The organism is Kosakonia sp. WA-90 (genome assembly GCF_039871955.1).
Taxonomy (GTDB): Bacteria; Pseudomonadota; Gammaproteobacteria; order Enterobacterales; family Enterobacteriaceae; genus Kosakonia; species Kosakonia oryzendophytica.
On the sequence record NZ_JBDPLJ010000005.1, the window covers coordinates 232,009 to 245,254 of the forward strand.

General features: G+C 55.1%; 13 protein-coding genes. 4 read left to right on the top strand and 9 right to left on the bottom strand.

Annotation, left to right across the window (positions count from 1 at the left end):
- Positions 1–438 precede the first annotated feature (438 nt).
- From pepE to ABGA49_RS11480, 5 genes are all read right to left on the bottom strand, one after another.
- Positions 439–1,131, bottom strand: coding sequence for a dipeptidase PepE (gene pepE, locus ABGA49_RS11460; RefSeq protein ID WP_061498774.1), 693 nt, complete (start codon positions 1,129–1,131; stop codon positions 439–441).
- Positions 1,132–1,149: 18 nt separating this feature from the next.
- Entirely contained in the window at positions 1,150–1,830 is a 681-nt protein-coding gene (locus ABGA49_RS11465; protein ID WP_082794193.1) for an AroM family protein, read from the bottom strand.
- Position 1,831: 1 nt separating this feature from the next.
- On the bottom strand, positions 1,832–2,770 hold the full coding sequence (locus tag ABGA49_RS11470) for a DUF1177 domain-containing protein (RefSeq protein WP_347665574.1): 939 nt from the start codon (positions 2,768–2,770) through the stop codon (positions 1,832–1,834).
- A 24-nt stretch (positions 2,771–2,794) separates the two neighbouring features.
- A complete protein-coding gene (locus ABGA49_RS11475) occupies positions 2,795–4,387 on the bottom strand; it encodes an OPT/YSL family transporter (RefSeq protein ID WP_088237422.1) in 1,593 nt (530 codons plus the stop codon).
- A 61-nt stretch (positions 4,388–4,448) separates the two neighbouring features.
- Positions 4,449–5,213, bottom strand: coding sequence for an IclR family transcriptional regulator (locus tag ABGA49_RS11480; RefSeq protein ID WP_347665575.1), 765 nt, complete (start codon positions 5,211–5,213; stop codon positions 4,449–4,451).
- Between the two features lie 390 nt (positions 5,214–5,603).
- Here ABGA49_RS11480 and ABGA49_RS11485 point away from each other — a divergent pair, with 390 nt between their 5' ends.
- The 3 genes from ABGA49_RS11485 to ABGA49_RS11495 are packed head-to-tail and all read left to right on the top strand — an operon-like array spanning position 5,604 to position 7,843.
- The gene (locus ABGA49_RS11485; RefSeq protein WP_071890636.1) at positions 5,604–6,299 is read left to right on the top strand and encodes an amino acid ABC transporter permease; all 696 of its coding nucleotides are present in this window, start codon (positions 5,604–5,606) and stop codon (positions 6,297–6,299) included.
- Entirely contained in the window at positions 6,277–7,047 is a 771-nt protein-coding gene (locus ABGA49_RS11490; protein WP_061498788.1) for an amino acid ABC transporter ATP-binding protein, read from the top strand. Before ABGA49_RS11485 ends, ABGA49_RS11490 begins: the two co-directional genes overlap by 23 nt.
- 22 nt (positions 7,048–7,069) lie before the next feature.
- Positions 7,070–7,843 (top strand): amino acid ABC transporter substrate-binding protein, encoded by a 774-nt coding sequence (locus ABGA49_RS11495; RefSeq protein WP_061498791.1) that lies wholly within the window; start codon positions 7,070–7,072, stop codon positions 7,841–7,843.
- Between the two features lie 64 nt (positions 7,844–7,907).
- On the opposite strand, the gene ssb1 is transcribed toward ABGA49_RS11495, so the two are convergent.
- Positions 7,908–8,432: a single-stranded DNA-binding protein SSB1 gene (ssb1, locus tag ABGA49_RS11500; RefSeq protein ID WP_061498794.1), complete on the bottom strand. Its 525-nt coding sequence runs from the start codon at positions 8,430–8,432 to the stop codon at positions 7,908–7,910.
- 257 nt (positions 8,433–8,689) lie between these two features.
- On the opposite strand from ssb1, the gene uvrA reads away from it, so the two are divergent.
- A complete protein-coding gene (gene uvrA / locus ABGA49_RS11505) occupies positions 8,690–11,524 on the top strand; it encodes an excinuclease ABC subunit UvrA (protein WP_061498797.1) in 2,835 nt (944 codons plus the stop codon).
- Here the strand turns inward: uvrA and ABGA49_RS11510 are convergent.
- From ABGA49_RS11510 to aphA, 3 genes are all read right to left on the bottom strand, one after another.
- On the bottom strand, positions 11,516–11,869 hold the full coding sequence (locus ABGA49_RS11510) for an MmcQ/YjbR family DNA-binding protein (RefSeq protein WP_088237231.1): 354 nt from the start codon (positions 11,867–11,869) through the stop codon (positions 11,516–11,518). The genes uvrA and ABGA49_RS11510 overlap by 9 nt on opposite strands.
- Before the next feature lie 136 nt (positions 11,870–12,005).
- Positions 12,006–12,422 carry a secondary thiamine-phosphate synthase enzyme YjbQ gene (locus ABGA49_RS11515; protein WP_061498803.1) on the bottom strand — a complete coding sequence of 139 codons (417 nt, stop codon included), beginning with the start codon at positions 12,420–12,422 and terminating at the stop codon, positions 12,006–12,008.
- Between the two features lie 69 nt (positions 12,423–12,491).
- On the bottom strand, positions 12,492–13,202 hold the full coding sequence (gene aphA, locus ABGA49_RS11520; RefSeq protein ID WP_347665576.1) for an acid phosphatase AphA: 711 nt from the start codon (positions 13,200–13,202) through the stop codon (positions 12,492–12,494).
- Positions 13,203–13,246: the final 44 nt, after the last annotated feature.

The window sequence follows — 13,246 nt, forward strand, 5'->3', positions numbered from 1 at the left end:
TAATGAAAGATAAGAATAGTCCCATTTTTCATTATGAGAAATAATATATTTGAAATCAGTAAAATACTTATTTCCCTATTATTTTCGCGGTTGTCTGGTTATTCGATTCAGCCAACAGAACACCAACGCATGATATATTTTTTCGGCCTTCAATCCATATCGGGAAAAATAAATTTATTGCTGGGATTATTTTTGATGGGGTAAAAAGAAGGCTGTTAAATGCAAAGAATAAACGCATTACAGCACAGCAGGCCCGTTTCCGGGCCAGCTGTATTAACCCCGTTGGCTGGCAAACAGGCTCGCCGCACTGCTCATCAATGTTGCGGCTGATCGATGCAATACCCTACATACTCCAGCGGAATCAGACGTCCATGCTCCTCAATGAAATGCGCATCGCCATGGGTTAATACCCGAATGATCCCCACCAGGGTGTATCCCTCAGAAAAAGCGGTAACCCGCAGCCAGTGTAATCGCCTCTTCATTGGCCTTAAACAATAACGCTGGCCTGTCGCCACCCAACTGTGCATGGCCGTTCTGCACGGTGATCCATCCCCCTTCCGGTAGACCGATCACGTTCAGTTCCGGCGCAACCACCAGCAGTTCGCGGATACGCTGCTCACGCGTCTCTCCCTGATGCCCGGCAGGCAACGCATTTGTAAAATGCGGGTTGATCTGCAATGGCACCAGGTTCAGCGCATCCAGTCCGCCCGGGTCGATAATCGGCATATCGTTAGTGGTGCGTATCGTCGGACAGGCCAGATTTGCCCCGGCGCTCCAGCCAACATACAACGCCCCGTTCTTCACCGCCTGGCGGATCGGGTCGAGTAGCCCGCGTTCACGGCACTGTTTCAGCAAATGAAACGTATTGCCGCCACCGACCATCACAACGTCTGCTGCGGCAATGGCCGCAGGCGCGTCATCAACGGTATGCACACCCGTGATCGACAGATCCAGTTCCGCCAGCGCAAGCCGCACCTTATCGGTATAGGCATCCCAGCTTTGTGTTACGCCAGCAAAGGGGATAAACACCACCTTACGACGCCCGCCAAACTGCGTTTTCAGCAGTGGGAGGGCATATTCCAGATATCCGGAACCCGGCAGCACCGAGTTACTCAACAACAGTAAATCCATCACAGTCTCCTTTTACCGCTACAGCAGGTTACGCAGCAGATCGGCCAACAATTTATTGGACAACACCACCGGCAGCGCCGTATGGCGCGCACAAATCGCCTGATGCCAACCGGTATAGCCCATACAATCAGTCAGGATCACTTCCGCGCCCTGCGCTTCAAGCGAACGGGCGGCCTTTGCCACCTCTTCTTCGCTGGCAGTATAGGGCGAAGCGATAGCAAATACGGGGGGCTGGTGCACACCGCGCCATTTCTCCAGCTCACTGGTGATTTGTGATTCGAGCGGCACGAGGATCCCGGCCCGGCGATCCCCGACCAGCGCGTTCAACGCTGGCGGCAGGATCCGATCCGGCTCGATCAACCAGGCTTTTTGGCTGTGCAGGCCGTGAAACTCACCGGTACAGAGAATAGCGATCATCTCGCAGCCTTGTGCTTCCAGATCGACGATCTTTTGCTGCAACGCGGCACCAACAGCGGGTTTGCCCATCACCACGGCGCGCCCGTCCAGCAGGCGTGACGTCAGGAGGGCGTCGCCCGCTTGCGGCGAAAAACGCGCCGCGATGGTAGCGTCATCAAGCCCATCAAGCACACCGGCATGCAGACACCTCACATGGGAAGGCAAGGCGGCATCAAGTATCGGTGTGATATCGCTGCGCGGCGCCTGACCAATGGTCAAGGTGCCCATTGTGCGAATAGCCATCTCACACCCCAGGCTGACGTTTTTGCAAATGCGCCAGCGAACCATACAGGTCGAGCAGGCGCTGGTACTCTGCGCTATCGAAGAACTGGCAGGTGCCGCGGGTAAACTCTTTGGCCACTTCAACCGCAAATTTGCACGCCAGCGCAATATCCGTTTCATGGCTCGCGCCGGTGCCGCAGCCCGGCACTGCGCTCACCGCCGTGATCGCCACACCGACCACAGGCGCATCGGTAGCAATCGACGGTTGCAGAATGCTGTTGAGATGGTAAACACCGTTGCCATAGGGGGTAATGTCCTGGGTGGTGATCGGGAAAGTGACAGGCAATTGCCCGGTGGTCATCTCCATCACCCGCAGCAGATCGTCTGACACACGCAGGATATAGCCCTGTTTTACCGTTGGCGAAATGGCAAAACCTTTATGGTTGATGATGCGGTTGCCTTTGGTGGTGTCGATAGAGAGCACGGCATCCATTTCATCCGAGACTTCCTGCTCGTTCATGTCTTCGGTTTCCACCGGCGAGTCCATAAAATCGACCGGCTCATGCGGGCGCGTCGGTGCATCCGGGCAGATATGCGTCGTGACAATGACATCGCCCGGCAGGCTATCGCCCTGACGCTGCATTTCCGCCAGCTTCAACGCACTGGCGACGGCAGCCACTGCGCCGTCAGCATCGGACACCAGACCTATGCGCCCCGGACGTGCGCCAATGCCGCCAAGACGACCAACGATCCCTAGCGTCGGCGCACTGCCGCCGCTGCGTTTCCCTTGTGTACCCGGAATCACGATTTTAACGAAGTCGGTGCTGCCTTTCGGGCCACTGACCGCTTTCACACTCACCGCGATATTGCGGTATTCGGCCAGTAGGGCTTTCACCTTATCGCCGCTGGCGTATGCGCTGTCGAGTAACGCAAAGACCTGTAATGTTTGTTGTAAGCTCATACTATTTTCTCTGATGTTGCGTGATTACTTTTTGCCACCCGGCAGGACGGAATTAAAGAAACTGAACAAGGCATCACCGGCGATCAATCCCGCCGCCAACACCTCGATTTTGTTACGCATCGCTTCGCCACCCGCACGCAAAACGATGGCGCGAATAGCAATCCCGATCAGTACCGCCCAGCCCGCCAGTGGGTTGTTGATTAACAGACCCGTAGCCAGCAGCACTCCCATCTGACGACCAGGACCGCCTATCAGCTGAATAATGGCCCCAGGGATCGCCCAGATCAGCAGTGATTTCGCAATATCCAGTGACACCCCGGCGTTGATCGCCGCGACATAGACTTTCGCCACCGGCGGCACCAGTCCCTGCGCGAAATAGTCGCGGAAAATAAACAACACCACGGGCATTGCCACCACAAAGGCCAGCATTGCGGCAAGCAACTGCTGGCGACGTCCTTCCAGTTCAAAACGGGTGTGCTCGCCTTTACCGCGCAGGATCCAACCCGCTTTCAGGTCATACCCCATATCAGCAAACGCCGGGCCGGTGGCGGCGGAAAAACCGCACAGCATCGCCAGCGCTTCCGGTGGGAAGCCCATCAAAATACCGATAAGCAGAGTGATTAATGCGACGGCAAACGCCGGGAACCAGCCGGAGTGCATCGCGGCGAGACCGACGATCATTTCATGCAGAAAAGCAGCAAACGCGGCATAGACCATAAACGCCACCAGCCACGGCAAAGAAAGATGGGCATATAAACCACTGCCCAGCGCAATGAGCACGGAAATGGCCATAAAACCGAGTGCGCCAAAACGAATGGTTTGGCCAATTTGTGCATTCTGCGCCGACGACAGCGCTTCATCATCCTGATGTCGCTCCGCTTTGTCGCGGTTGCTCTGGCGGATCAAGCGGATAATCTGGAACAACGCCACAACGCCTGCGCCCGCCATAACGCCATGGGGAATATAGAGTTTATTGATATCAATGCCGAACAGCGGTGCGGAGTAACCACGCAATAAGAAACCGACACCCAGCATGCCAAGCGCCCAAATATTGCCGATAAACGCCGTACCCAACGCCGCCATTGGAAACTTGAACCACGAGCCAATCGCACCAATCACAATACCTGTACCGAGCAATGCCGCCTGTTTACCGCCCTGATCACCGGCTTTAATGGATTCCGCCGCCGCAATACCCGGTGGCCATGCCCCTTCTGCCGGAAAGATACGGGTATTAAACAAACGGTACAGCAGCCAACCGTCCAGCAGCATGGCCAGCGCCACACCGATAAACATCGGCATCACCATTTCGTTATGGCCAAACAGCCAGGGAATAGAGATAGGCAGAAGCAAGGAGTTCGCGGCGCCAAATGTGGCGGCGGAGGTCGCGCTTTGCGCCAGGTTTTGAATATGGATGGAGCGGAAACGGGCAAAGCACTGTAATGGAATACGGGCAATGATCATGGCCGCCATCGCGCCGATGATGGCGGTATTCGGCGTCACACCAAGGGTCGTCAGTAACTGCACGCCAATCACGGCGCCGAAGATACTTAATACCAATAACAGCAACAACGTGGCAGGCGCAAAAGCACGCGGATGGCTCTCGCTGTGCGCTGGCAACGTTTCGGAAGGGGCGATTTGACTCACGGTTATTCTCCTGGCATTGGCAAAAGGAAAAAAATCAAAGCGGACCGATCACCTGCGTGTCGCCGGTTTTTCCGGCAATGGTGAGGGCAGTCTCTTTCAGTAATGTCGCTATCCGTTGCAACTCTTCAGGGGTGGCAAGCTGTTGGGGAAAAGAGAGGCAGAACGCCACGGCTTCGTGGGTGGCCGGGTCGCCAACGGCACAACTGACGGAAGCCGTATCGGCGACCGATTCGTTCACTGCCGTTGCGTAACCTGCATCCCGGGCGCGGGCAACCGCCGCCACCAGCATGCTGACATCGTGCGGCGTACCGCTGAGCTGCGAGACCACCAGCGGGCTGGCAAAAAAGTCGTGCAGTTGCGTGTCCGTGAAGCGCGCCAGCAGCGCCCGGCCGGTCGATGTTCCCCATGCAGGGGAACGAGAACCCGGCCAGGTCACCACCGGTAGCGCCTGGCGACCATGAATCACTCGCAATACGAGGATTTCCTGGTTATCCAGCATGGAGATATAGCCGGTGTAACCGGTGCGTTCACACAGGCTGCGCAGCGCAGCGTCAACATGGTCACTGAGGGTGATGTGGCGACTCACCAGATGGGATGCCGACATCAGCAACGGACCGGGCAGAAAAGTGCCCTGCCCGCCGTCTTTTTCGAGATAGCCATAGGACTCAAGCTGGCTCATCACACGGGAAGCCGTGCTTTTTGGCATCCCAAGATGGGTAATTACATCGCTGATGCGGATGCCGCGTTGCAGATCCACCATCAATTTAAGAATGCTGGCTGTCGTTTCTAAAATGGACATGGCAAGGTCTCATAAAATGGGACTTCAGTTTCACTAAATGGAACTGCAAGAAAAATGCCAGCCTGTAACTCACTGAAAAAATGGGGATAGAGATGGGTTGATCAAAAATCACGCACTGTGCATGGGCGTCATTTTGGTGCAGATAAAGGGGAAAAAAGAGGTAAAAGGTGCAACGAAAGCGAGAGTGGAAGCAGCGTAAAAGCGCCTATGTATCAAAAAAGCATTGCTTAGCTCATTTCTGCATAACGTTATTCGGATATATTTGTTTTCGCGTTCGGTTCAAGGCATATAATCCGCTCTAATACGGTGCCAGAATTATTAACTGGGCTAATATATATTCACATTCTGCCAGCATTTTTCTGGCAACACGCTCTGTCCGGAAGGTGCGCAGTGCCAACATGGTTACCCTTAGCAATTGATTCATTCTGGCCCATGCTTTCCGCAGGTCTGAAATTCACTATTCCCCTCACCCTCAGCTCGTTTGTTCTCGGCCTGACCCTGGGGTTTGTGATTGCATTATTGCGCCTGTACGGGCCGGGATTTTTGAAACCGGTGGTCCGGTTTTATGTCTGGTTGATCCGCGGTACGCCTTTGCTGGTGCAGCTGTTTTTGATCTTCTACGCACTGCCCAGCGCGGGCATTACGATCGATGCCTTCCCGGCCGCGGTGATTGGTTTCACCGTTAACATCGGGGCTTATACCTCCGAAGTGATCCGCGCTACGCTGTTGGCCGTACCGAAGTCGCAGTGGGAAGCCGCCCACGCCATCAGCATGACCTGGGCGCAGTCATTACGCCGTATTATCCTGCCGCAGGCCGCACGCATTGCGGTGCCGCCGCTTTCCAATACCTTTATTTCGCTGGTGAAAGATACTTCGCTGGCGTCGGTGATCACGGTGCCGGAAATGTTCCTGTCCGCGCAGCAAATTGCGGCTGTGACTTATGAACCGCTGATTCTGTATAGCGAAGCGGCCGTCATTTATTTGTTCTTCAGTTCCGTGTTATCGCATTTGCAGAACAAACTTGAACAGAAATTAGCGGGCACGACACCTAAAGGAGCCGTCAATGATAACGCTCTCCAACCTTGATAAGAGTTTTGATGGTCATCGTGTCCTGAAAAATATCAATTTAACCATTGAAGAAGGCACGGTAACCACGCTGATTGGCCCGTCCGGCAGCGGCAAAAGTACGTTATTGCGTTGTATTAACTTACTGGAGATCCCTCAGGCCGGGGCGCTAACCATTGGCAAAGAGAGCATCACCTTTTCGCCGGACGCGCGCATTAAAGGCCAGGATATTCGCCGCATCAGCCGTCAGACGGGGATGGTGTTCCAGAACTTCGCACTGTTTCCGCATATGACGGTTCTGGAAAATATCACCGAAGGGCTGATCACCGTGCACAAATGGGATCGCGACCGTGCGCGTCAGCGTGGTGAAGCGTTGCTGACGAAAGTAGGCATGCTGCACAAACGTGACGCTCTGCCGAATACGTTATCCGGCGGGCAGCAGCAGCGTGTGGCCATTGCCCGTGCGCTTGCGCCGTCACCGGCGGTGTTGCTCTGTGATGAACCCACGTCTGCGCTCGACCCGGAACTTTCCGGCGAGGTGGTGGCGGTTCTGCGCCAGCTGGCGCAGGAAGGCACAACAATGATTATGGCGACGCACGACCTGCGCCTGGCGGCCAATATCGCCAGTCAGGTGGTGTTTCTTGAAGCTGGGGAAATTGTGGAATCCGGTACCGCCAACGACCTCTTTTCACACGCGAAAAAACCGCGTACTGCGGAATTTATCGCCTCTTTAAGCACTGCGCTCCCGGAGATCGGGGCGAACCAATAACAATCACTTGGGGTAGATTTAGATGAAAGCACTCGCAACACTCGTTATTGCAGGGGTTATGCAGCTTGGTTTCGCCCACGCGGCGCTGGCGCAGGACGACCTGGCAAAAATCCAGTCCGCCGGGGTTCTGAAAATTGGTACCGAAGGCACCTATCCTCCGTTCACGTTCCATAACGCGTCCGGCACGCTGGAAGGCTTTGACGTTGAAATCGGCCAGGAAGTGGCCAAGCGCCTGAAAGTGAAAGCGCAGTTTGTTGAAGGTAAATGGGATGGTCTGATCGCCGGTATCGATGCAAATCGCTACGACGCGGTCATTAACCAGGTCGGCATTACTGAAGCGCGCCAGAAAAAATATGACTTCTCTGAGCCGTACATCGCCTCTAAAGCGGTGCTGATCGTGAATGACAAAAACAGCAGCATCAAGAGCTTTGACGATCTGAAAGGCAAGAAATCCGCCCATTCACTGACCAGTAACTACGCACAGATCGCCCGTAAATATGGCGCGGAAATTGTGCCGACCGATGGCTTTAACCAGTCTATCGATCTGGTGGTGCAGGGCCGTGCCGATGCGACCATCAACGATAACCTCTCTTACCTGGACTTCAAAAAACACAAACCGTCTGCGCCGGTGAAAATCGTGGCCACCGAAGACAATGCTGAAAAATCTGGCGTGTTGATCCGTAAAAACAATCCGGAACTGAAAGCCGCGATTGATAAAGCGCTGGAAGAGATCAAGGCCGACGGCACCTACGAACGTATTTCTCAGAAATATTTCGGTGCGGATGTGTCGAAGTAATGTTCAGCCGCTGAACAATAAAAACCCCGCATTGCGGGGTTTTTTGTTTTCTGATGAAGAAAAATCAGAACGGGATATCGTCGTCGAAGTCCATCGGCGGTTCGTTAGACGGCGCCGGAGCAGACTGCTGTTGCGGGCGGGACTGCGCGCCGCCGCTGAACTGGTTGCCGCCCTGCGGTTGCTGAGGCTGGCCCCAACCGCCCTGCTGCTGGCCGCCGCCTGCCGGTGCGCCGCCACCCTGACGTCCGCCCAGCATTTGCATGGTGCCGCCAACGTTCACAACGACTTCAGTCGTGTATTTTTCCTGACCGGATTGATCGGTCCATTTGCGGGTACGCAGTTGGCCTTCGATATAAACCTGAGAGCCTTTACGCAGGTATTCACCAGCGACTTCTGCCAGTTTGCCAAACAGCACAACGCGGTGCCATTCGGTCTGCTCTTTCATTTCGCCGGTCTGCTTATCACGCCAGGATTCGGAAGTAGCCAGCGTAATGTTGGCCACTGCGCCACCACTCGGCATATAGCGTACTTCCGGGTCCTGGCCCAGATTACCGACGAGAATCACCTTGTTTACGCCTCTGCTGGCCATGATCGTGTCTCCTGAAAACGTTTCTTAGTAGTGTAAACGCGCGAGTGTACCATTTCCATATGGCTTATTGATAGCTGCGAAGCAGGTTCCAGAGATCTCTCGCGGCAGCGCATTTTTACATATTCGCTGCCAGGATGCATGCAAATACTGTATATTCATTCAGGTTAAATTGTGTCATAATTAGCCGTTTCTGACCGCCGGTTGTCCTTCAAACATACCAGGCAAAATAGCGTTCCTCCGGGTAAAAGGTGAATGGATTGGATAAGATAGAAGTTCGGGGCGCCCGCACCCACAATCTCAAAAACATCAACCTCGTCATCCCTCGCGACAAACTGATCGTTGTCACCGGGCTGTCGGGGTCTGGCAAGTCCTCACTGGCTTTCGACACGCTTTACGCGGAGGGGCAGCGCCGCTATGTTGAATCGCTTTCCGCCTACGCCCGCCAGTTTCTGTCGTTGATGGAAAAACCGGACGTCGACCATATTGAAGGGCTGTCGCCGGCTATTTCCATCGAACAAAAATCGACCTCGCATAACCCGCGCTCCACCGTCGGGACCATCACTGAAATTCACGATTATCTGCGTCTGCTCTTCGCGCGTGTAGGCGAACCGCGCTGCCCGGATCACGATGTGCCGCTGGCGGCGCAAACCGTCAGCCAGATGGTCGATAACGTGCTGTCGCAACCGGAAGGCAAACGCCTGATGCTGCTGGCTCCGGTGATAAAAGAGCGTAAAGGCGAACACACCAAAACGCTGGAAAACCTCGCCAGCCAGGGCTATATCCGGGCGCGTATTGATGGCGAAGTCTGCGACCTCTCCGATCCGCCGAAACTGGAGCTGCAAAAGAAACACACCATTGAAGTGGTGATTGACCGTTTTAAAGTCCGCAGCGATCTGGCCCAGCGCCTGGCGGAATCGTTTGAAACCGCACTGGAGCTTTCCGGTGGCACGGCGGTGGTTGCCGATATGGACGATGCCAACGCCGAGGAGCTGTTGTTCTCCGCCAACTTCGCTTGCCCCATTTGCGGCTACAGCATGCGCGAGCTGGAACCGCGCCTGTTTTCCTTCAACAACCCGGCCGGGGCTTGCCCGACCTGTGACGGTCTGGGCGTGCAGCAATATTTCGACCCGGACCGCGTGATTCAGAACCCGGAACTGTCGCTGGCTGGCGGTGCAATCCGCGGCTGGGATCGCCGCAATTTTTACTATTTCCAGATGCTGAAGTCACTGGCGGAACACTATAAATTCGACGTTGAAGCGCCATGGGAAAGCCTGAGCGCCAGCGTGCAGAAAGTGATCCTCTCCGGTTCGGGTAAAGAATCGATTGAGTTCAAATACATGAACGATCGCGGTGACACCTCGGTGCGCCGTCATCCGTTTGAAGGCGTGCTGCATAATATGGAGCGCCGCTATAAAGAGACGGAATCCAGCGCGGTGCGCGAGGAACTGGCGAAGTTTATCAGCAACCGTCCATGCGCCGCCTGCGAGGGCACCCGTCTGCGCCGCGAAGCGCGCCATGTCTTCGTTGAAAACACGCCGCTGCCGACCATCTCGGATATGAGCATCGGTCATGCGATGGACTTCTTCAACAACCTGAAACTCTCTGGTCAGCGGGCAAAAATTGCCGAAAAAGTGCTGAAAGAGATCGGCGACCGCCTGAAATTCCTTGTTAACGTCGGACTGAACTACCTGACGCTGTCACGCTCTGCTGAAACACTCTCCGGCGGCGAAGCACAGCGTATCCGTCTCGCAAGCCAGATTGGCGCAGGTCTGGTAGGTGTGATGTATGTGCTGGATGAACCCTCAATCGGTCTGCACCAGCGCGATAACGAGCGCCTGCTTGGCACATTAATCCATCTGCGTAATCTGGGTAACACGGTGATTGTCGTCGAACATGACGAAGACGCCATTCGCGCAGCGGATCATGTGATCGATATTGGGCCGGGCGCGGGTGTACATGGCGGTCAGGTTGTGGCGGAAGGCACGCTGGACGCGATTATGGCAGTGCCGGAGTCGCTGACCGGGCAATACATGAGCGGCAAACGCAAAATTGATATCCCGAAACGGCGTGTTCCGGCCGATCCGAGCAAAGTACTGAAACTCACCGGCGCACGCGGCAACAACCTGAAAGACGTGACGCTGACGCTGCCGGTCGGTCTCTTTACCTGTATTACCGGCGTGTCCGGTTCGGGTAAATCCACACTGATCAACGATACACTGTTCCCCATCGCGCAGCGCCAGCTAAACGGTGCGACGATTGCCGAGCCAGCGCCATACCGCGATATCCACGGGCTGGAGCATTTCGATAAAGTGATCGATATTGACCAAAGTCCGATAGGCCGTACGCCGCGTTCCAACCCGGCGACCTATACCGGCGTATTCACGCCGGTGCGTGAACTGTTTGCCGGCGTGCCAGAATCCCGCTCGCGCGGCTATACGCCAGGGCGCTTCAGTTTTAACGTGCGCGGCGGCCGCTGTGAAGCCTGTCAGGGTGACGGGGTGATCAAAGTAGAGATGCACTTCCTGCCGGATATTTACGTGCCGTGCGACCAGTGCAAAGGCAAACGCTACAACCGCGAAACGCTGGAGATCAAATACAAGGGCAAAACTATCCATGAAGTGTTGGATATGACCATCGAAGAAGCACGTGAGTTCTTTGATGCCGTGCCCGCGCTGGCGCGTAAGCTGCAAACGCTGATGGATGTTGGGCTGACCTATATCCGTCTTGGTCAGTCAGCGACCACGCTCTCCGGCGGCGAAGCCCAGCGTGTGAAACTGGCGCGTGAGCTGTCAAAACGCGGAACCGGGCAGACGCTCTATATTCTCGACGAACCCACTACCGGCCTGCATTTCGCCGATATCCAGCAGTTACTGGACGTGCTGCACCAATTGCGCGATCAGGGCAATACCATTGTGGTCATTGAGCATAACCTGGACGTGATTAAAACTGCGGACTGGATAGTCGATCTCGGCCCGGAAGGCGGCAGCGGTGGCGGCGAAATCCTCGTCTCCGGCACACCGGAAACCGTTGCCGAATGCGAAGCCTCACACACGGCGCGGTTTCTTAAGCCGATGCTGAAATCGTCACACTGACAGCTGGTGCCGGACCTGTTCCGGCACCCGTTCCATCGCCTGTTGGTAGGACGCATCCACCAGATAGTAAATCTGCGAGTCCGGTAACGAACCATCCAGATACACCGTGCTCCAGTGCGCTTTATTCAGGTGGCGGCTGGGGCGTACATCCTGATGCTGTTCACGCAACAGTTCCGCCAGTTCCGGACTGGTTTTTAGCGACGCCGCAGGGCGACCCTCAACTTCCTTCACCATCGCAAACAGCACATCGGCGACCTTGATTTGCGTCGCCTTCCAGTCGCTATGTACGCTCTGTTCAGCGCCCGCCTTCGCCATGCAATATTGCAGTAACTCCGAAATTGTCACGTTGATTCTCCTCGTCGTGTTGCGATGGATCGTCCGATCGGCCCGGTTGACTTATTTAAGCGTAGTGTATTGATGAAAAAAACGGCGATCGTTACAAATCCTGACGATAGAAGCAGTAATTACCGGGAGAACGGCGCTACTCCCCTTGTAGCGTGGCGATAATGTTCCGCGCGCCGCCGTGAATGCGGTGCTCCCCCAGCCAGATCCCCTGCCAGGTACCTAACTGTACCCGCCCGTTTTGCACAGGCAGTAATAGTGATACGCCAAGCAGAGAAGACTTGATATGCGATGGCATATCATCCGGCCCTTCATAATCATGCTTATAGGGGGCGTTATCCGGCACACTGTCCAGAAAGTGCTGTTCCATGTCGTAACGCACAGTCGGGTCGCAGTTTTCATTCAGCGTGAGAGAGGCCGAAGTATGCTGAAGCAATAGATGCAACAAACCGATCCGCACACGGGAAAGATCGCGGATTTGCCCGAGCACTTCCTCCGTGACCAGGTGAAACCCGCGCGCCTTTGCGCCAAGCGTAATAGTTTGTTGATACCACATTCACTGCTCCTTAGCCGAAAAGATGATGTTGCTTAAGTGTGCAGCATAGCGCCGAAAGGTAAACCCCGGCTAATATTCGGAATCGACGATCACCTCTTCACCCATTGCTCCCGCCTGCGGTAGCGGGCGATACGTTGAGTTGGAGGCACGTAATACGCGGATCGGCCGTGCTTCGCTTTCGCGAGCGGCCGTGATGTCGCTATCTGAGTCACCATAGAAGATGCGGATCTGCTTCGCCTTCAGCCACTGCGTTTTGCTATTTTGCCCGGGCTGGTCACCGGCGAAAATCACCGGATTCATATTCGCCGCCGGGATCAGAAAATCGTCCTGCAGGATTTTGCTGACGGTTTCGGTTTTTGTCTGGCTGCGTCCGGTGATGAACCAGATGCTGTCGCCGCGCTTCACATGCATGGCGATAAGCTGCCGCGCCACCTCTTTGGGAATACTGAACTCATCCCATCCGTTATTCATCTTTTCCCAGAATGCCGGGTTATGCAGATACGCTTCGCTGTCTGGCGACCAGGTTTTCTTCCCGCGCCAGAAACCAGGGCTGGAAAACAGCACGGTATCATCAATATCAAACCCTACCGCCATTGGTGGGCGTTCAACCAGCGAACGTTCAATTTGTGCGACGGAAACCCAGTGAATGGGTGCCTGTTCCGCCAGTTTGGCCACATTGGTGCCATCAGAAGAGGGTGTGGGGGCGGAGGCATAAACCGCAGCGCCTCCCAGCGTAAACCACAGACAGGCAGCGCCAAGGGCAAGTGTGAACTTTCGCATATTTATCCCTAAATTATCAGCTCGTTATGTTTTATAAATGGTGC